The organism is Streptomyces sp. DSM 118878, from assembly GCF_052936595.1.
On the sequence record NZ_CP193622.1, the window covers coordinates 3,807,652 to 3,826,762 of the forward strand.

At 66.9% G+C, this 19,111-nt stretch carries 22 protein-coding genes; 1 reads left to right on the top strand and 21 read right to left on the bottom strand.

Annotated features, from left to right (window positions below):
• Positions 1-19: 19 nt before the first annotated feature.
• From rpsH to rpsJ, 16 genes are all read right to left on the bottom strand, one after another.
• Positions 20-418, bottom strand: coding sequence for a 30S ribosomal protein S8 (gene rpsH / locus ACRAKF_RS16730; RefSeq protein WP_018528360.1), 399 nt, complete (start codon positions 416-418; stop codon positions 20-22).
• A 209-nt stretch (positions 419-627) separates the two neighbouring features.
• Positions 628-813 (bottom strand): type Z 30S ribosomal protein S14, encoded by a 186-nt coding sequence (locus ACRAKF_RS16735; RefSeq protein WP_003956452.1) that lies wholly within the window; start codon positions 811-813, stop codon positions 628-630.
• Between the two features lie 5 nt (positions 814-818).
• On the bottom strand, positions 819-1,376 hold the full coding sequence (gene rplE / locus ACRAKF_RS16740) for a 50S ribosomal protein L5 (RefSeq protein WP_135332558.1): 558 nt from the start codon (positions 1,374-1,376) through the stop codon (positions 819-821).
• On the bottom strand, positions 1,376-1,699 hold the full coding sequence (gene rplX, locus ACRAKF_RS16745; protein WP_384359238.1) for a 50S ribosomal protein L24: 324 nt from the start codon (positions 1,697-1,699) through the stop codon (positions 1,376-1,378). Before rplX ends, rplE begins: the two co-directional genes overlap by 1 nt.
• A 2-nt stretch (positions 1,700-1,701) precedes the next feature.
• Positions 1,702-2,070, bottom strand: a complete 369-nt coding sequence (rplN, locus tag ACRAKF_RS16750; protein WP_003974257.1) for a 50S ribosomal protein L14 — start codon at positions 2,068-2,070, stop codon at positions 1,702-1,704.
• A gap of 99 nt (positions 2,071-2,169) precedes the next feature.
• Complete coding sequence (gene rpsQ, locus ACRAKF_RS16755; protein ID WP_150171090.1) at positions 2,170-2,457, bottom strand: 30S ribosomal protein S17; 288 nt, start codon at positions 2,455-2,457, stop codon at positions 2,170-2,172.
• Complete coding sequence (rpmC, locus tag ACRAKF_RS16760; protein ID WP_005481220.1) at positions 2,457-2,681, bottom strand: 50S ribosomal protein L29; 225 nt, start codon at positions 2,679-2,681, stop codon at positions 2,457-2,459. Before rpmC ends, rpsQ begins: the two co-directional genes overlap by 1 nt.
• Entirely contained in the window at positions 2,681-3,100 is a 420-nt protein-coding gene (gene rplP, locus ACRAKF_RS16765; protein ID WP_014047785.1) for a 50S ribosomal protein L16, read from the bottom strand. The genes rpmC and rplP overlap by 1 nt, the downstream gene beginning before the upstream one ends.
• 5 nt (positions 3,101-3,105) lie before the next feature.
• On the bottom strand, positions 3,106-3,948 hold the full coding sequence (rpsC, locus tag ACRAKF_RS16770; protein ID WP_447037977.1) for a 30S ribosomal protein S3: 843 nt from the start codon (positions 3,946-3,948) through the stop codon (positions 3,106-3,108).
• Positions 3,948-4,295, bottom strand: coding sequence for a 50S ribosomal protein L22 (rplV, locus tag ACRAKF_RS16775; protein ID WP_199547356.1), 348 nt, complete (start codon positions 4,293-4,295; stop codon positions 3,948-3,950). The genes rpsC and rplV overlap by 1 nt, the downstream gene beginning before the upstream one ends.
• 42 nt (positions 4,296-4,337) lie before the next feature.
• The gene (gene rpsS, locus ACRAKF_RS16780; RefSeq protein ID WP_447037978.1) at positions 4,338-4,619 is read right to left on the bottom strand and encodes a 30S ribosomal protein S19; all 282 of its coding nucleotides are present in this window, start codon (positions 4,617-4,619) and stop codon (positions 4,338-4,340) included.
• A 12-nt stretch (positions 4,620-4,631) separates the two neighbouring features.
• Entirely contained in the window at positions 4,632-5,468 is an 837-nt protein-coding gene (gene rplB / locus ACRAKF_RS16785; protein WP_447037979.1) for a 50S ribosomal protein L2, read from the bottom strand.
• A gap of 39 nt (positions 5,469-5,507) precedes the next feature.
• A complete protein-coding gene (gene rplW / locus ACRAKF_RS16790; RefSeq protein ID WP_447037980.1) occupies positions 5,508-5,927 on the bottom strand; it encodes a 50S ribosomal protein L23 in 420 nt (139 codons plus the stop codon).
• Entirely contained in the window at positions 5,927-6,580 is a 654-nt protein-coding gene (gene rplD, locus ACRAKF_RS16795; RefSeq protein WP_447037981.1) for a 50S ribosomal protein L4, read from the bottom strand. The genes rplW and rplD overlap by 1 nt, the downstream gene beginning before the upstream one ends.
• Before the next feature lie 8 nt (positions 6,581-6,588).
• Positions 6,589-7,233, bottom strand: coding sequence for a 50S ribosomal protein L3 (gene rplC, locus ACRAKF_RS16800; RefSeq protein ID WP_447037982.1), 645 nt, complete (start codon positions 7,231-7,233; stop codon positions 6,589-6,591).
• A 14-nt stretch (positions 7,234-7,247) separates the two neighbouring features.
• Positions 7,248-7,556, bottom strand: a complete 309-nt coding sequence (gene rpsJ / locus ACRAKF_RS16805; protein ID WP_003948644.1) for a 30S ribosomal protein S10 — start codon at positions 7,554-7,556, stop codon at positions 7,248-7,250.
• A gap of 509 nt (positions 7,557-8,065) precedes the next feature.
• On the opposite strand from rpsJ, the gene ACRAKF_RS16810 reads away from it, so the two are divergent.
• The gene (locus tag ACRAKF_RS16810; RefSeq protein WP_447037983.1) at positions 8,066-9,544 is read left to right on the top strand and encodes an ADP-ribosylglycohydrolase family protein; all 1,479 of its coding nucleotides are present in this window, start codon (positions 8,066-8,068) and stop codon (positions 9,542-9,544) included.
• A gap of 877 nt (positions 9,545-10,421) precedes the next feature.
• Here the strand turns inward: ACRAKF_RS16810 and tuf are convergent.
• The 5 genes from tuf to ACRAKF_RS16835 form a co-directional block, all read right to left on the bottom strand.
• Complete coding sequence (gene tuf, locus ACRAKF_RS16815) at positions 10,422-11,615, bottom strand: elongation factor Tu (RefSeq protein WP_447037984.1); 1,194 nt, start codon at positions 11,613-11,615, stop codon at positions 10,422-10,424.
• 144 nt (positions 11,616-11,759) lie between these two features.
• Complete coding sequence (gene fusA / locus ACRAKF_RS16820; protein ID WP_447037985.1) at positions 11,760-13,886, bottom strand: elongation factor G; 2,127 nt, start codon at positions 13,884-13,886, stop codon at positions 11,760-11,762.
• A gap of 39 nt (positions 13,887-13,925) precedes the next feature.
• Positions 13,926-14,396 carry a 30S ribosomal protein S7 gene (gene rpsG, locus ACRAKF_RS16825; protein WP_055553483.1) on the bottom strand — a complete coding sequence of 157 codons (471 nt, stop codon included), beginning with the start codon at positions 14,394-14,396 and terminating at the stop codon, positions 13,926-13,928.
• Positions 14,397-14,398: 2 nt separating this feature from the next.
• Positions 14,399-14,770 (bottom strand): 30S ribosomal protein S12, encoded by a 372-nt coding sequence (rpsL, locus tag ACRAKF_RS16830; protein WP_003948652.1) that lies wholly within the window; start codon positions 14,768-14,770, stop codon positions 14,399-14,401.
• A 343-nt stretch (positions 14,771-15,113) separates the two neighbouring features.
• Positions 15,114-19,028, bottom strand: a complete 3,915-nt coding sequence (locus ACRAKF_RS16835; protein WP_447037986.1) for a DNA-directed RNA polymerase subunit beta' — start codon at positions 19,026-19,028, stop codon at positions 15,114-15,116.
• Positions 19,029-19,111 lie beyond the last annotated feature (83 nt).

A 19,111-nucleotide genomic window follows, 5' to 3' on the forward strand; every position in this document is an offset into this window, starting at 1 on the left:
GCTATTCCTCCGTTCCCGACTACCAGACGTAGGCGAGGACTTCCCCACCTACGCCCTTCTTGCCTGCCTGCTGGCCGGTCAGGAGACCGTGCGACGTGGAGATGATCGCCACGCCGAGGCCGCCGAGGACCTTCGGCAGGTTGGTGGACTTCGCGTAAACCCGGAGACCGGGCTTGGAGATCCGCTTGATGCCCGCAATGGAGCGCTCACGGTTCGGGCCGAACTTCAGCTCGAGGACGAGGTTCTTGCCAACCTCGGCGTCCTCGACCTTCCAGCCCGTGATGAAGCCCTCCTGCTGGAGGATCTCCGCGATGTGAGACTTGATCTTGCTGTGCGGCATAGCCACGGTGTCGTGGTACGCCGAGTTCGCGTTACGCAGACGAGTCAGCATGTCCGCGATCGGATCAGTCATGGTCATGAATTGGCCTTCGGCCTCTCTCGCCGGGGTTTCCTATGTGCGCCATCCCTCTCCCCACTCAGAGGCAGGACGGGTGCGGTGCGGGGACCTACGGCGTAGTAAGTCGGTCAGGGCGGCAGACGCCCAACCCTCCTAGCCTAAGCCATGTGGAGGACGGCATCTGCCAACCCTTTACTTACCGAGAGATCCAAGCAGTCCAGAAAGAAGGACTACCAGGAGCTCTTGGTCACGCCCGGCAGCTCGCCACGGTGAGCCATCTCACGAAGGCACACGCGGCAGAGGCCGAACTTGCGGTAGACGGAGTGCGGGCGGCCGCAGCGCTGGCAGCGGGTGTACGCACGCACACCGAACTTGGGCTTACGAGCAGCCTTGGCAATCAGAGCCTTCTTCGCCATCTCGCTTACGCCTCCTTGAACGGGAAGCCGAGGTGACGAAGGAGCGCACGGCCCTCAGCGTCGTTGGTCGCCGTGGTCACCACGGTGATGTCCATACCCCGGACGCGGTCGATCTTGTCCTGGTCGATCTCGTGGAACATGACCTGCTCCGTGAGACCGAAGGTGTAGTTGCCACGGCCGTCGAACTGCTTGGGGGACAGACCACGGAAGTCGCGGATGCGCGGAAGCGCGAGCGACAGGGTGCGGTCCAGGAACTCCCACATGCGGTCGCCACGGAGCGTGACGTGGCAGCCGATCGGCTGACCCTCGCGCAGCTTGAACTGCGCGATGGACTTCCGGGCCTTGGTGATGGCCGGCTTCTGACCCGTGATGGTGGTCAGGTCACGGACGGCACCGTCCATGAGCTTCGAGTCACGGGCGGCGTCGCCGACACCCATGTTGACCACGATCTTGACGAGGCCCGGCGTCTGCATGACGTTCTCGTACGAGAACTCTTCCTGCAGCTTGGCCGCGATCTCCTCGCGGTACTTCGTCTTGAGACGCGGAGTGGTGGTGGTCGTCATCAGATGTCCTCACCCGTCCGCTTGGCAACGCGGATCTTGTTGCCCTCGTCGTCGAAGCGGTAACCGACACGCGTGACAACCTTGTTGCCGTCCTTCTCCACGACCAGCTGGACGTTGGAGACGTGGACGGGGGCCTCGGTGGTCACGATGCCGCCGGCCTGCGAGCCGCTGGCGGTCGGGCCGGCCTTCGTGTGCTTCTTGACCCGGTTGACACCCTCGACCAGGACGCGCTCGTCGCGCGGGAAAGCGGCAATGACCTTGCCCTGCTTGCCCTTGTCCTTACCGGTGATGACCTGGACCAGGTCGCCCTTCTTGATCTTCATGCTTACAGCACCTCCGGCGCGAGCGAGATGATCTTCATGAACTTCTTCTCGCGCAGCTCACGGCCGACAGGGCCGAAGATACGGGTGCCGCGAGGGTCGCCGTCGTTCTTCAGAATGACGGCGGCGTTCTCGTCGAAGCGGATGTACGAGCCGTCCGGACGGCGGCGCTCCTTGACGGTGCGAACGATGACCGCCTTGACGACGTCACCCTTCTTCACGTTGCCACCGGGGATCGCGTCCTTGACGGTGGCGACGATGACGTCACCGATGCCCGCGTAGCGGCGACCCGAGCCACCGAGAACACGAATGGTGAGAATTTCCTTCGCACCCGTGTTGTCGGCGACACGAAGTCGCGACTCCTGCTGGATCACGTCTATCTCCTGATTGTCTGCCGGTTCCCCCGGGGCAGTTCAGCGAACTGCCCCGGGAGCCTGGCGGAACGAACTCCGAGGGGGGTGCCCCTCGGAGAATTACTTGGCCTTCTCGAGGATCTCGACGATGCGCCAGCGCTTGGTCGCCGACAGCGGACGCGTCTCCATCAGGAGGACGCGGTCGCCGACGCCGGCAGCGTTCTGCTCGTCGTGCGCCTTGAGCTTGTTCGTACGGCGGATGACCTTGCCGTACAGCGCGTGGGTCACGCGGTCCTCGACAGCGACGACGACGGTCTTGTCCATCTTGTCGCTGACGACAAGACCCTGACGGGTCTTGCGGAAGCCGCGGGCGGCCTTCGTCTCTTCAGTCACGTTGCTCTCGCTCATCAGGCGCTCTCCACCGTCTCGATGCCCAGCTCGCGCTCACGCATCAGGGTGTAGATCCGCGCGATGTCCTTACGGACGGCCTTCAGCCGACCGTGGTTCTCGAGCTGGCCCGTCGCCGCCTGGAAGCGGAGGTTGAACAGCTCTTCCTTGGCTTCGCGGAGCTTGTTGAGAAGCTCCTCGTCGCCCAGTTCGCGCAGCTCGGACGCCTTGGTACCGGCCGACATCACGACTCACCTGCCTCGCGCCGAACGATGCGGCACTTCATCGGAAGCTTGTGAGCAGCGCGGGTGAGCGCCTCACGAGCAATCTTCTCGTTCGGGTAGGACAGCTCGAACATCACCCGACCCGGCTTGACGTTCGCGATCCACCACTCGGGAGAACCCTTACCGGAACCCATGCGGGTCTCGGCGGGCTTCTTGGTGAGCGGGCGGTCCGGGTAGATGTTGATCCAGACCTTGCCGCCACGCTTGATGTGGCGGGTCATCGCGATACGAGCCGCCTCGATCTGGCGGTTGGTCACGTACGCCGGAGTGAGGGCCTGAATGCCGTACTCGCCGAACGCAACCTGCGTCCCACCCTTGGACATACCGCTGCGCTTCGGGTGGTGCTGCTTGCGGTGCTTGACCCTACGGGGGATCAGCATTTCGGTCAGGCCTCCGTTCCGGTGCTCTCAGCAGCCGGAGCGGCAGCGGCGGGAGCGTCGGCCTTGGGGGCCTCGGCAGCCGGCGCGGACTGCTGCTGCGGCTTGCGGCCACGGCCGCCACGCTCGCCACCCCGGCCACCACGGGCCGGACGGTCGTTGCCGCCACCACGGGCCGGGCGGTTACCCGCACGGGCCGCGGCGTTCTCGGCGCGGACCTCGGCGATGTTCTTGACGTCGCCCTTGTAGATCCAGACCTTCACGCCGATGCGGCCGAAGGTCGTCTTGGCCTCGAAGAAGCCGTAGTCGACGTTGGCACGGAGCGTGTGCAGGGGCACGCGGCCCTCGCGGTAGAACTCCGAGCGCGACATCTCGGCGCCGCCGAGACGGCCACCACACTGGATCTTGATGCCCTTGGCGCCCGCCTTCATCGCCGACTGCATGCTCTTACGCATGGCGCGACGGAAGGAGACGCGGGAGGACAGCTGCTCCGCCACGGCCTGGGCCACGAGCTGAGCGTCGACCTCGGGGTTCTTGACCTCGAGGATGTTCAGCTGGACCTGCTTGCCCGTGAGCTTCTCGAGGTCACCGCGGATGCGGTCGGCCTCGGCGCCACGGCGGCCGATGACGATGCCGGGACGTGCGGTGTGGATGTCCACACGCACGCGGTCACGGGTGCGCTCGATCTCAACCTTCGAGATGCCGGCGCGCTCCATGCCGGACGTCATCATCCGACGGATGGCGACGTCTTCCTTGACGTAGTCCTTGTACAGCTTGTCGGCATACCAACGCGACTTGAAGTCGGTCGTGATACCGAGCCGGAACCCGTGCGGGTTTACCTTCTGGCCCATTACCGGGTTCCTTCCTTGCTGCTGACGACCACGGTGATGTGGCTGGTCCGCTTACGGATCCGGTAGGCACGGCCCTGAGCACGCGGACGGAACCGCTTCAGGGTCGGACCCTCATCCACGAACGCCTCGCTGATGACCAGCGAAGAAGCGTCAGAGTGGTCGTAGTTGTGCGCGGCGTTGGCAATGGCGCTGTCCAGCACCTTGCCGACCGGCACGCTCGCGGCCTGCGGGGCGAAACGCAGGACCGCCTGAGCCTCCGTGGCATCCATGCCACGGATGAGGTCCACCACGCGGCGGGCCTTCATGGGCGTGACGCGGATGTACCGCGCCTGGGCCCTGGCTTCCATGGTTGTCCCTTCGGTGTTAGTCATAGTCGTTTCCACCCCGCGCTAGCGGCGCTTCGACTTCCGGTCGTCCTTGACGTGGCCGCGGAAGGTGCGAGTCGGCGAGAACTCGCCGAGCTTGTGGCCGACCATCGACTCGGTGACGAACACCGGGATGTGGGTCTTGCCGTTGTGCACCGCGATCGTGTGACCCAGCATGCTGGGGACGATCATCGAGCGACGGGACCAGGTCTTGATGACGTTCTTGGTGCCGGCTTCGTTCTGGACGTCCACCTTCTTTACGAGGTGGTCATCGACGAAGGGCCCCTTCTTGAGACTGCGCGGCATCTAAACCCGCTCCTAGCGCTTCTTGTTCGACTTGCGGCGACGGACGATGTACTTGTTGCTCGCCTTGTTGCGATCACGAGTACGACCCTCCTTCTGACCCCACGGCGAGACCGGGTGACGTCCACCGGAGGTCTTGCCTTCACCACCACCGTGCGGGTGGTCGACCGGGTTCATCACGACACCACGCACGGTCGGGCGAACGCCCTTCCAGCGCATACGGCCGGCCTTGCCCCAGTTGATGTTCGACTGCTCGGCGTTGCCGACCTCGCCAATGGTGGCGCGGCAGCGGACGTCGACCAGACGGATCTCACCGGACGGCATGCGAAGGTGCGCCATGGCGCCTTCCTTCGCGAGCAGCTGCACGGAGGCACCCGCGGAGCGGGCGAACTTCGCGCCGCCGCCGGGCCGCAGCTCGATGGCGTGGATGGTCGTACCGACCGGGATGTTGCGCAGCGCCATGTTGTTGCCGGGCTTGATGTCGGCACCAGGGCCGCTCTCAATCCGGTCACCCTGCTGCGTACCGCGCGGGGCGAGGATGTAGCGCTTCTCGCCGTCCGCGTAGTGCAGCAGCGCGATGCGCGCGGTGCGGTTGGGGTCGTACTCGATGTGCGCGACCTTGGCCGGCACACCGTCCTTGTCGTGACGACGGAAGTCGATCACGCGGAAGGCGCGCTTGTGTCCGCCACCCTGGTGGCGAACGGTGATCCGACCGGCGTTGTTACGGCCGCCCTTGCTGTGCAGCGGGCGAACCAGCGACTTCTCCGGCGTGGACCGCGTTACCTCGACGAAGTCGGCTACGGAGGAGCCACGGCGGCCCGGCGTAGTCGGCTTGTACTTGCGGATTCCCATTTCTCAGTCCTCGTCCGATATTCGGACCAGGGCGCTCCGTTAGGAGGCCTGGCCGAAGATGTCGATACGGTCGCCCTCAGCAAGGGTCACGATGGCGCGCTTGGTGTCGGCACGCTTGCCGAAACCGGTGCGCGTACGCTTCCGCTTGCCCTGACGGTTGATCGTGTTGACGCCGGCGACCTTGACCGAGAAGACCGCTTCGACGGCCTGCTTGATCTGGGTCTTGTTGGCGCCAGGGGCCACGATGAACGTGTACTTGCCCTCGTCGAGCAGCGCGTACGACTTCTCGGAGACGACCGGCTTGACGAGGACGTCGCGCGGGTCCGAGAAGGACTTGCTCAGCGGGGTGGGCTCAACGGCGATCTTGCCCTCGGTCGCGATGCGCTTCGCCTTGGCGACACGCGCCGCCTTGGCGGCCTTCGCAGCCTTGGACGCGATGCTCTGGTGACGGATGGCCATCAGGCTTCGCTCCCTTCGGTGTCAGTGGCCTTCGGGCCGGACACGAAGGACTCGAACGCGGCCTTGGTGAAGACCACGTCGTCCGAGACGAGCACGTCGTACGTGTTCAGCTGGCCCGGCTCCAGGATGTGGACCTGGGGCAGATTGCGGGCGGAGAGCATCGAAGCCTCGTCCGAGCGCTCGATGACCAGGAGCACGTTCTTGCGCTCACTGACCTTGCCGAGCAGGCTCTTCGCGGCCTTCGTCGAGACCTCGCCCTCGACCACGCCGGAGACGACGTGGATGCGGGAGTTGCGCGCCCGGTCGGTGAGGGCGTGACGCAGAGCGGCAGCCTTCATCTTCTTGGGCGTGCGCTGCGAGTAGTCGCGCGGCTGCGGGCCGTGGACGACGCCACCGCCGGCGAACTGCGGCGCACGGGTCGAACCCTGGCGCGCGCGGCCGGTGCCCTTCTGGCGGTACGGCTTCTTGCCGCCACCGCGGACTTCGCCGCGACGCTTGGTCTTGTGCGTGCCCTGGCGGGCAGCGGCCAGCTGGGCGACGACGACCTGGTGGATCAGCGGAATGCTGATCTTCTCGACGTCGAAGATCTCCGCGGGGAGCTCGACCGTCCCGGTCTTGTCGCCTGCCGGCGAAAGGATGTCAATGGTGCTCATGGGTTACCTCAGGCCCCCTTGGCCGCAGTACGGACCAGGACGAGGCCGCCGTTCGGACCAGGAACCGCGCCCTTGATGAGGAGCAGGCCCTTCTCCGCGTCAACGGCGTGGACGGTCAGGTTCTGGGTGGTGACCCGCTCGTTGCCCATGCGACCCGCCATGCGCATGCCCTTGAAGACACGGCCGGGGGTGGCACAGCCACCGATGGAACCGGGCTTGCGGTGCACGCGGTGGGCACCGTGGGAGGCCTTGCCGCCGTGGAAGTTGTGACGCTTCATCACACCGGCGAAGCCCTTGCCCTTGCTCTTGCCGGTGACGTCGACCTTGATACCGGCCTCGAACGTCTCGGCAGTCAGCTCCTGGCCGAGGGTGTACGCGCTGGCCTCAGCGGTACGGATCTCGACGAGGTGGCGACGGGGGGTCACGTCGGCCTTGGCGAAGTGGCCCTTGAGGGGCTTGTTCACCTTGCGAGGGTCGATCTCGCCGAAGGCGATCTGGACCGACTCGTAGCCGTCGCTGTCATTCGTACGGACCTGGGTAACGACGCAGGGCCCGGCCTTGACCACGGTCACCGGGACGACACGGTTGTTCTCGTCCCAGACCTGGGTCATGCCGAGCTTCTCGCCCAGGATGCCCTTGATCTGCTTGGTCATCTTCTCCGCGCCCTTCAGAGCTTGATCTCGATGTCAACGCCGGCCGGAAGGTCCAGGCGCATCAGCGAGTCAACGGTCTTGGGCGTCGGGTCGAGGATGTCGATCAGACGCTTGTGCGTGCGCATCTCGAAGTGCTCGCGCGAGTCCTTGTACTTGTGCGGCGACTTGATGACGCAGTACACGTTCTTCTCAGTGGGCAGCGGCACCGGGCCCGCGACAGACGCACCAGTTCGAGTCACCGTCTCGACGATCTTCTTCGCCGAAGAGTCGATGACCTCGTGGTCGTAGGCCTTGAGCCGGATGCGGATCTTCTGTCCCGCCATGGCTACTTAGTAGTCCTTTGTCTCGAACGCTCTGGCTCCCGGGAGGCCCTTTTTTCTACTTCCTCCGACCCACGTGGTCGGGCGTGTCGCAGTCCCGCTCACACAACTCTCCCGAAGGAGAATCCCTGCTAGGGGCTGCGGCCCTGATGACCGCGGGTCCGGGGGAAGAAACCCACCGGGCGCCTGGTCGAACCACCGCGCTGCACTTCCCGAAAGATTCCCGTACGTCCGCCAAAGCGCTGCCTGCGAACCCTTGCGGGCCCTTCGACAGATAGGGCGACGAGTACTGTGGGACTCGCTTCCGGTCCTCCCGGCGGGAGGCGCGCAGCATCGGCACTCAACCGAGCAACCCCGACAGTCTGCCATACAGGACACGCCCGGGGCCAATCGGGCCGTAGAGCGTACCCGGTGAGTGACGGAGGTCAAACCCGGGGTGCGGTTCGCCGGGGCGGGGCCGATCCGACAGGGTGGGCGTGACGATCCGCCGCCCGACGAGACGGAAACCCGCCATGACCGATCCGGCAGCCCCCGGCCCCCGCTTCGTGCCCCGCCGGTACATCAACCCCCGCTTCGCGGACGACGTGGCGTTCACGCAGGTGAGCGGCCCCGCGGAGTACGCCTCGACGACCGCACGCCCCGTCCGGTACGTGGCACTGACCGACGAACGGGGCACCGTCACCACGTACGTCTGGGCGTGCGACGAGGACGACGCGGCGGGGTGGATCGTGCGCGGCGACGCCGACTACCGGGCCCGCGGCGACAGCCGCTGGCTCCTCGCGCTGCGCGACGGCAGGGCACGCGGAGTGGCCCCCACGGTGGTCCTGGGCGAGCTGGCGGTCTCACCGGCGGCGGTGCCGGGTTCGCTGACGACGGCTCCGAGCCTGGAGGGCCTGTACGACCTGGCGGGCCTTCCGCGCCGGGCTCCCCGGTGGCATTCGGCGCGCGGGGCCCTGCTCGGCCTGGCCCTGGGTGACGCGATGGGCCGCCCGCTGTCGGCCCTCTCCATGGACGCCATCACGGAGGCGTACGGGAGCTGGGAATCGATGGAGCTGCCCCTCTCCCCCGACGGCACGGTCCGCGTCTCCGACCAGACGCAGCTCTCACTGTCGGTGGGCGAGGCACTGGCGGGGGTAGCGGTCCCGGCTCGCCTCCCGGAGGCGGAGGCGCGCGAGGCCCTCACGGTACGGGGCGCGCTGCCGGCCCCGCCGTGGCTGACGCCGGGGGCCGTGACGACGGCCCTGCGTACGCGCCTCGTCCGCTGGCGATACTCCCCCGACAACGACCGCTCCCCCGGCCGTACGACGCTGAACGCGTGCGAGGCCCTCGCGTCCCCCGTCCCCTGGCAGGAGGCGACGGCGGCCGGTTCGAAGGGGTGCGCGGCGGTGGTACGGGCGGCCGTGGTGGGCCTCGCGCCCTACCTCTCCCCCGACCAGCGCTCGGGCATCGCCCAGCTACAGGCGGCCCTCACTCACGGCCACCCCACGGCCCTGGCGGCGAGCGACCTGGCGGCACACGCGGTGGACCTCCTGAGGCACGGCTGCGCGCCCGCCGACCTCCTCGCGGAGCTGCGCGTCCACGCGGAGGCGTCCCGTTACGTCTACCGCGCGGACTGGCTGGGCGACCTGGCGCCGCGGGCCGACGCGGCGTCGTTCGTCGCGATGGGCTGGGACGAGTGCGTGGCGGCGCTGGACGCGGTGGAGGCCGCCCTGGGGAGCGGGGCCGAGCCGGGCAGGGCGGTGGGCGCGGCATGGACCGCCGACGCAGTCCTTGGCGGCGCCCTGTACGCCTTCCTCACCACGGACGCCCACCCCCGCCACACCCTGCGCCGCGCCGCCCACACCTCCGGCGCCTCAGCGGCGACGGCAGCGTTGGCGGGCGCCTTGGCGGGGGCGCACGGGGGCCCGTCGGGGTGGCCGCCGGAGTGGGTGGAGGCGGTGGAGTACGGGCCTCGGCTCGGGGTGCTCGGCGGGGCGTGGGACCGGGGCTGAGCGGGGCGTGGGACCGGGGCTGAGCGGGGCGTGGGACCGGGGCTGAGCGAGACGCCCCCTAGGCCGGGCTGCCCCTAGGCCGCACGCCCCCTCGGCCGGGCACCCCTTCGGCGGGCGCCCCCCTCGGCCGGGCGCCCCTTCGGCGGGACGCCCCCTCAGCCGGACGCCCCTCAGCCGGGCACCCCCTCGGCCGGGCACCCCTCAGCCGGACGCCCCCTCGGCCGGACGTCCCTTCGGCGGGCACCCCCTCGGCCGGACGCCCCCTCGGCGGGCCCCCCTCATCCGGGCACCCCCTCGGCCGGACGCCCCCTCAGCGGGCCCCCCTCGGCCGGACGCCCCCTCAGCGGGCGCCCCCTCAGCCGGGCGCCCCTGCAGAAAAGTCCCGCCCAGGAGCCCCCACACACGGCGTGTCGCGAAACTTTCCTGCAATCCCCACCCCAAGCGGCCCGAACCCACACCGCCAGGGCTCACCACCACCCCGCCACGTCGCCGCCCCGCCACCCCCAGGTGCCCACGCACCCACGCCACGCCGGAGCACCCCGCCGTGCCGGCGGAGCCGGGGCCGGGCCTGCTCCTCGTAGAGGCGCCGGCGCACCGCTGGGGCGTCCCCGCCGCTCCTCCAGCAGGCGACGGACCTCCTCGCCGGCCTGCGCCACCACGACCCCCGCCTGCTCCTCACGACCCGCGACACGGCCCCCCTGGCCCCGGGCGCCGCCCGGCCGACCCAACGGCCGGCCCAACGGCCGGCAAACGTCTCACGCACGCGAAAGGGCCCGCACGACCGAAGTCGTACGGGCCCTTCCGGTACTGCCAGGTACTGCTGTGCGCTCAGTTCAGAGCAACCGGGTCTCCCCGATCAACGCGCAAGCGAAGAAGCTTACTTGTTGATCTTGGTGACCTGGCCGGCGCCAACGGTCCGGCCACCCTCACGGATGGCGAACTTCAGGCCCTCTTCCATCGCGACGGGCTGGATGAGCTCAACGGTCATCTCAGTGTTGTCGCCCGGCATGACCATCTCGGTGCCCTCGGGGAGGGTCACGACGCCGGTCACGTCGGTGGTGCGGAAGTAGAACTGCGGGCGGTAGTTGTTGAAGAAGGGGGTGTGACGGCCACCCTCGTCCTTCGACAGGATGTAGGCCTGGGCCTCGAACTCGGTGTGCGGCGTGACCGAACCGGGCTTGATGATGACCTGGCCGCGCTCGACGTCCTCGCGCTTGATGCCACGGAGGAGCAGACCGACGTTCTCACCGGCCTGGCCCTCGTCGAGCAGCTTGCGGAACATCTCGATGCCGGTGACCGTGGTGGTGGTCTTCTCGGTCTTGATGCCGATGATGTCGACGGTCTCGTTGACCTTGAGGACACCACGCTCGATACGACCGGTGACGACCGTGCCACGACCGGTGATCGTGAAGACGTCCTCGATCGGCATCAGGAACGGCTTGTCGACGTCACGCTCGGGCTCCGGGATGGCGGAGTCGACGGCGGCCATGAGGTCCAGAACGGTCTGGCCCCACTCCTTGTCGCCCTCGAGCGCCTTGAGCGCCGAGACCTTGACGACCGGCAGGTCGTCGCCCGGGAACTCGTACTCGGAGAGGAGCTCACGGACCTCGAGCTCGACGAGCTCCAGGATCTCCTCGTCGTCCACCATGTCGGCCTTGTTCAGGGCGACGACGATGTACGGAACGCCGACCTGGCGGGCCAGGAGCACGTGCTCCTTGGTCTGCGGCATCGGGCCGTCGGTGGCGGCGACCACGAGGATGGCGCCGTCCATCTGCGCGGCACCCGTGATCATGTTCTTGATGTAGTCCGCGTGACCCGGGCAGTCGACGTGGGCGTAGTGACGCGCCTCGGTCTGGTACTCGACGTGCGCGATCGAGATCGTGATACCGCGCTGGCGCTCCTCGGGAGCCTTGTCGATCTGGTCGAAGGCCGAGGCCTCGTTCAGGTCGGGGTACGCGTCGTGCAGCACCTTGGTAATGGCGGCCGTGAGGGTCGTCTTACCGTGGTCAATGTGACCGATGGTGCCGATGTTGACGTGCGGCTTAGTCCGCTCGAACTTTGCCTTCGCCACTGAATCCTCCTGCGGAGTGGTTCTGTACGCCTTGCTTCATCGGCGCCAGGTGATCTTTGCTGGGAAGCCAGCCGCCGGGGTTCTTGCCCTGCGGGGTCGAACCCCGGCGGATGGTGTCAAGCCTAAAGCGTGAACTCGGGTGAGTTACTCGCCCTTGGCCTTCGCGATGATCTCCTCGGCGACGTTCCGCGGAACCTCGGCGTAGGAGTCGAACTGCATTGAGTAGCTTGCGCGACCCGACGTCTTGCTGCGGAGGTCTCCGACGTAGCCGAACATCTCCGAGAGGGGCACGAGGCCCTTCACGACGCGAGCGCCGCTGCGCTCCTCCATGGCCTGGATCTGGCCACGGCGGGAGTTGATGTCACCGATGACATCGCCCATGTAGTCCTCGGGCGTGGTGACCTCAACGGCCATCATCGGCTCGAGCAGCACGGGGGACGCCTTGCGCGCGGCCTCCTTGAAGGCCTGCGAACCGGCGATCTTGAAGGCGAGCTCGGAGGAGTCCACCTCGTGGTAGGCACCGTCGAGAAGAATGACGCGGACGCCGGTCATCTCGTAACCCGCCAGGATGCCGAACTGCATGGCCTCCTGCGCGCCGGCGTCCACCGACGGGATGTACTCCCGCGGGATACGGCCACCGGTGACCTTGTTCACGAACTCGTACGACGCGTCGCCGCCCTCGATGGGCTCGATCGCGATCTGCACCTTCGCGAACTGACCGGTACCACCGGTCTGCTTCTTGTGGGTGAAGTCCACGCGCTCGACGGCCTTGCGGATCGTCTCGCGGTAGGCCACCTGCGGCTTGCCGACGTTCGCCTCGACGCGGAACTCGCGCTTCATGCGGTCGACGAGCACCTCGAGGTGAAGCTCGCCCATACCACCGATGATGGTCTGGCCGGTCTCCTCGTCCGAGTGAACCCGGAAGGAGGGGTCCTCCTCCGAGAGACGCTGGATGGCGACACCCAGCTTCTCCTGGTCACCCTTGGACTTCGGCTCGATGGCGACCTCGATGACCGGCGCCGGGAAGTCCATGGACTCCAGGATCACCGGGTTCTTGTCGTCAGAGAGCGTCTCACCCGTGGTGGTCTGCTTCAGGCCCATGACGGCGACGATGTCACCGGCGCCCACCGACGCGATCTCCTCACGCTTGTTCGCGTGCATGCGGTAGATCTTGCCGATGCGCTCCTTCTTGCCCTTGACGGAGTTCAGCACCGCGGTGCCGGCGTCCAGGCGACCGGAGTAGATCCGGACGAAGGTGAGCTTGCCCAGGTGCGGGTCGCTCGCGATCTTGAACGCGAGCGCCGACAGCGGCTCGTCGTCCGACGGCCTGCGCTTGACGACCTGCTCCGGGTCCTTGACGTCGTGGCCCTCGATGGCCTCGACGTCCAGGGGGGAGGGGAGGTAGCGCACGACGGCGTCGAGCAGGGGCTGGACGCCCTTGTTCTTGAACGCCGTACCGCAGAAGACGGGGGTGACGGTGGTGTCGCCGCCCTTGCCGGAGGCGATGGTGACGCGACGGATCGCCGCGTACAGCTGCTCCTCGGTGGGCTCCTGGCCCTCCAGGTACAGCTCCATCATCTGCTCGTCGTTCTCCGCGACAGCCTCGAGCAGCTTGCCGCGGTACTCCTCGGCAGCCTCGGTGTGCGTGTCGGGGATGTCGACGATGTCGTAGGCCTCGCCCATCTTGGTCTCGGCGGACCAGACGAAGGCCTTCATCGTGACGAGGTCGACGACACCCTTGAAGTCAGCCTCTGCGCCGATGGGCAGCTGCATGACGATCGGGGTCGCACCGAGGCGGTCGACGATCATGTCGACGCAGCGGTGGAACTCGGCACCCGTACGGTCGAGCTTGTTGACGAAGCAGATACGCGGGACGCCGTAGCGGTCCGCCTGACGCCACACGGTCTCGGACTGGGGCTCGACGCCGGCGACGCCGTCGAACACCGTCACGGCACCGTCGAGCACGCGGAGCGAACGCTCCACCTCGACGGTGAAGTCGACGTGGCCCGGGGTGTCGATGATGTTGATGGTGTGATCAACGTCGTTCAGCGGCCAGTGACAGGTGGTGGCAGCAGAGGTGATCGTGATGCCACGCTCCTGCTCCTGCTCCATCCAGTCCATCGTGGCGGCGCCGTCGTGGACCTCACCGATCTTGTACGACACACCCGTGTAGAACAGGATCCGCTCGGTGGTCGTCGTCTTGCCCGCGTCGATGTGAGCCATGATGCCGATGTTGCGCACCTTGGCCAGGTCAAGTGAAGTGGTAGCCATGTCGGCTCAGTCTTCTCTCGGTCTCGATGTGGGTAGCGACTACCAGCGGTAGTGCGCGAAGGCCTTGTTGGACTCGGCCATCTTGTGGGTGTCCTCGCGCTTCTTCACAGCGGCACCGAGGCCGTTGGAGGCGTCGAGGAGCTCGTTGAGCAGACGCTCGGTCATGGTCTTCTCGCGACGGGCGCGGGAGTAACCGACCAGCCAGCGCAGGGCGAGCGTGTTCGCACGGCCCGGCTTGACCTCGATCGGGACCTGGTAGGTCGCGCCACCGACACGGCGGGACTTGACCTCGAGGGTCGGCTTGATGTTCTCGAGCGCACGCTTGAGGGTGATGACCGGGTCGTTGCCGGTCTTCTCCTTCAGGCCCTCCATGGCGCCGTACACGATGCGCTCGGCGGTGGAGCGCTTGCCGTTCAGCAGCACCTTGTTGATGAGGGAGGTCACCAGAGGAGAACCGTAGACCGGGTCGATGATGACCGGGCGCTTCGGGGCGGGGCCCTTACGAGGCATTCTTACTTCTCCTTCTTGGCGCCGTAGCGGCTGCGGGCCTGCTTGCGGTTCTTGACACCCTGGGTGTCGAGGGAGCCGCGGATGATCTTGTAGCGAACACCAGGCAGGTCCTTCACACGGCCACCACGCACGAGCACGATGGAGTGCTCCTGCAGGTTGTGTCCCTCACCCGGAATGTAGGCCGTAACCTCGATCCCGGAGGTCAGACGCACACGCGCGACCTTACGGAGGGCCGAGTTCGGCTTCTTCGGGGTGGTCGTGAACACACGCGTGCAGACGCCACGGCGCTGGGGCGAACCCTCGAGTGCGGGCGTCTTGTTCTTCTCGACCTTGTCCTGCCGGCCCTTACGGACCAGCTGCTGGATCGTAGGCACTACTTCTCCGGTTTCTGTGTGCCGAATAGTAAAGCTAACCTGAAACACTCGCCGACCCACGCGGTCGGGTGTGTCGAATGCTGCGGACCCCCGCCGACAAGCGGAGAGGAGCGCAGATTGCGGCGGCCGTTCACGGACCCGCGCTGCGGTTGATGACACGCGCACGAGCCCAGGCACACCCCAGGCACAAGGTCTGAGCGTACCTACCTCATCGGCTCTGGTCAAAACAAATGCCCACGCGGGGGACACACCCGCCTGCAACGTACGACACAGGGCGGCCACCCCGCGAGGGATGACCGCCCTGTAGACGGCTTCGTACGCCCCTGGGGGGACGTACTACCGCTTACTGGTTGTACGGACCGTAGTCGTAGTCCTCCAGCGGCACAGCCTGGCCCGAGCCCGTCCCGAAGGGCGAGTAGTCGATGTCGTCGTAGCCGACGGCCGAGTACATCGCGGCCTTGGCCTCCTCGGTCGGCTCCACCCGGATGTTGCGGTAGCGGGACAGACCCGTACCGGCCGGGATGAGCTTACCGATGATGACGTTCTCCTTGAGGCCGATCAGGGAGTCGGACTTGGCGTTGATCGCCGCGTCCGTCAGGACCCTGGTCGTCTCCTGGAAGGAAGCCGCGGACAGCCACGACTCCGTCGCAAGGGAGGCCTTGGTGATACCCATCAGCTGCGGACGGCCGGAGGCCGGGTGGCCGCCTTCCGTGACCACACGACGGTTCTCGGTCTCGAACTTCGAGCGCTCGACGAGCTCGCCCGGCAGCAGCTCCGCGTCGCCGGACTCGATGATCGTCACGCGGCGCAGCATCTGCCGGATGATGATCTCGATGTGCTTGTCGTGGATCGACACGCCCTGGCTGTTGTAGACCTTCTGGACTTCGCCGACCAGGTGGACCTGGACCGCGCGCTGACCGAGGATCCGCAGCACGTCGTGCGGGTTGGTGGCACCGAAGGTGAGCTTCTGGCCCACCTCGACGTGGTCACCCTCACGCACGAGGACCTTGGCGCGCTTCGAGATCGGGAAGGGAGTCTCGTCGCTGCCGTCGTCCGGCGTGACGACGATCTTCTTGGTCTTCTCGGTCTCCTCGATACGGATGCGGCCGGCCGCCTCCGAGATCGGGGCGACACCCTTGGGCGTACGAGCCTCGAAGAGCTCGACGACACGGGGCAGACCCTGGGTGATGTCGTCACCGGCCACACCACCGGTGTGGAAGGTACGCATCGTCAGCTGCGTGCCGGGCTCACCGATGGACTGGGCGGCGATGATGCCGACCGCCTCACCGATGTCGACCAGCTTGCCGGTGGCGAGCGAACGGCCGTAGCAGAAGGCACAGGTGCCGACCGCGGACTCACAGGTCAGGACCGAGCGGGTCTTGACCTCCTCGACGCCGTTGGCGACCAGGGCGTCGATGAGGACGTCACCGAGGTCGACGTTGGCCGGCGCGATGACCTTGCCGTCGATGACGACGTCCTCGGCCAGCATGCGGGCGTACACCGAGGTCTCGACGTTCTCCGTCTTGCGGAGCACACCGTCCTCGCCCTTGACCGCGATCTTCAGCTTCAGACCGCGCTCGGTGCCACAGTCCTCCTCGCGAATGATGACGTCCTGGGAGACGTCGACCAGACGACGGGTGAGGTAACCGGAGTCGGCGGTACGGAGAGCCGTGTCCGCCAGACCCTTACGGGCACCGTGCGTGGAGATGAAGTACTCGAGGACGGTCAGGCCCTCACGGAACGAGGCCTTGATCGGACGCGGGATGGTCTCGTTCTTCGCGTTCGACACCAGACCACGCATACCGGCGATCTGACGCATCTGCATCATGTTTCCTCGGGCACCCGAGTCAACCATCATGAAGATGGGGTTCGTCTTGGGGAAGTTCGCGTTCATCGCCTCGGCAACCTCGTTGGTCGCCTTGGTCCAGATCGCGATGAGCTCCTGCGTGCGCTCGTCCTTGGTGATCAGACCGCGCTCGTACTGCTTCTGGACCTTCTCGTCCTGCTCCTCGTAGCCCTTGACGATGGCCTTCTTGGCCTCGGGCACGACGACGTCGGAGATGGCCACGGTGACGCCGGAACGGGTCGCCCAGTAGAAGCCGGACGCCTTCAGGTTGTCGAGCGTCGCCGCCACGATGACCTTGGGGTAGCGCTCCGCCAGGTCGTTGACGATCTCGGAGAGCTGCTTCTTGCCCACCGAGTAGTCGACGAACGGGTAGTCCTCGGGCAGCAGCTCGTTGAAGAGCGCGCGGCCCAGGGACGTACGCAGCCGGAAGCTGTCACCCGGCTGGTAGGCACGCTCCTCGCCGAAGTCCTCGCCCTCGGCGCTGACCGGCGGGGTCCAGCCGCGCGGCGGGATGGTGCCCACCGGGAAGCGGATGTCGACGGTCGACTGGAGAGCGAGCTCGCCGGCGTCGAACGCCATCATCGCCTCGGCGGTGGAACCGAACGCGCGGCCCTCGCCCTTGGTGTCCCGCAGCTCGCCGTCGGTGGTGAGGAAGAACAGACCGAGGACCATGTCCTGGGTCGGCATCGTCACCGGACGGCCGTCGGCGGGCTTGAGGATGTTGTTCGAGGACAGCATCAGGATGCGGGCCTCGGCCTGCGCCTCCGCGGAGAGCGGCAGGTGCACGGCCATCTGGTCACCGTCGAAGTCCGCGTTGAACGCGGTGCAGACGAGCGGGTGGATCTGGATGGCCTTGCCCTCGACCAGCTGCGGCTCGAAGGCCTGGATGCCGAGGCGGTGCAGCGTCGGCGCACGGTTCAGGAGAACCGGGTGCTCGGCGATGACCTCTTCCAGGACGTCGTACACGACCGTGCGGCCGCGCTCGACCATCCGCTTGGCGCTCTTGATGTTCTGCGCGTGGTTCAGGTCGACCAGGCGCTTCATCACGAACGGCTTGAAGAGCTCCAGCGCCATGGCCTTCGGCAGACCGCACTGGTGCAGCTTCAGCTGCGGACCGACGACGATCACGGAACGCGCGGAGTAGTCCACACGCTTACCGAGAAGGTTCTGACGGAAGCGGCCCTGCTTGCCCTTGAGCATGTCGCTCAGGGACTTCAGCGGGCGGTTGCCGGGACCGGTGACCGGGCGACCACGACGACCGTTGTCGAAGAGGGCGTCCACGGCCTCCTGGAGCATGCGCTTCTCGTTGTTCACGATGATCTCGGGCGCGCCGAGGTCGAGAAGCCGCTTCAGGCGGTTGTTGCGGTTGATCACACGGCGGTACAGGTCGTTCAGGTCGGAGGTCGCGAAGCGGCCACCGTCCAGCTGCACCATCGGACGCAGGTCCGGCGGGATGACCGGCACGCAGTCGAGCACCATGCCCTTGGGGCTGTTGCTGGTCTGCAGGAACGCGGAGACGACCTTGAGGCGCTTGAGCGCACGGGTCTTCTTCTGGCCCTTGCCGGTACGGATGATCTCGCGAAGCCGCTCGGCTTCCTCATCCAGGTCGAACGACTCAAGGCGCTTCTGCAGTGCAGCGGCACCCATCGAACCGTCGAAGTACGTGCCGAAGCGGTCACGCAGCTCGCGGTAGAGCAGCTCGTCACCCTCCAGGTCCTGGACCTTGAGGTTCTTGAAGCGGTTCCACACCTCGTCGAGACGGTCGATCTCGCGCTGCGCACGGTCGCGGAGCTGCTTCATCTCACGCTCGGCACCTTCGCGCACCTTGCGGCGTACGTCGGCCTTGGCGCCCTCGGCCTCAAGCTCGGCCAGGTCGGTCTCGAGCTTCTTGGCGCGGGCTTCGAGGTCGGAGTCGCGGCGGTTCTCGACCTGCTGACGCTCCACGGAGACGTGCGCCTCCAGGGAGGGCAGGTCGCGGGTGCGACGCTCCTCGTCCACGAACGTGATCATGTACGCCGCGAAGTAGATGACCTTTTCGAGGTCCTTCGGGGCGAGGTCGAGGAGGTAGCCCAGGCGCGACGGGACGCCCTTGAAGTACCAGATGTGCGTGACGGGCGCGGCCAGCTCAATGTGGCCCATCCGCTCACGACGCACCTTGGCGCGGGTGACCTCTACGCCACAGCGCTCACAGATGATGCCCTTGAAGCGGACACGCTTGTACTTGCCGCAGTAGCACTCCCAGTCCCGGGTCGGACCGAAGATCTTCTCGCAGAAGAGTCCGTCCTTCTCGGGCTTGAGCGTGCGGTAGTTGATGGTCTCCGGCTTCTTGACCTCGCCGTGGGACCACTGTCGGATGTCGTCCGCGGTGGCAAGGCCGATCCGCAGCTCGTCGAAGAAGTTGACGTCGAGCACTTTGTCGTCAATCCCTCTTTCGGGGTCGAGTCTCAATCATGGTCTGAACGGGTCCGGGGAGAGCCGGCCGGACACGAGGTCCG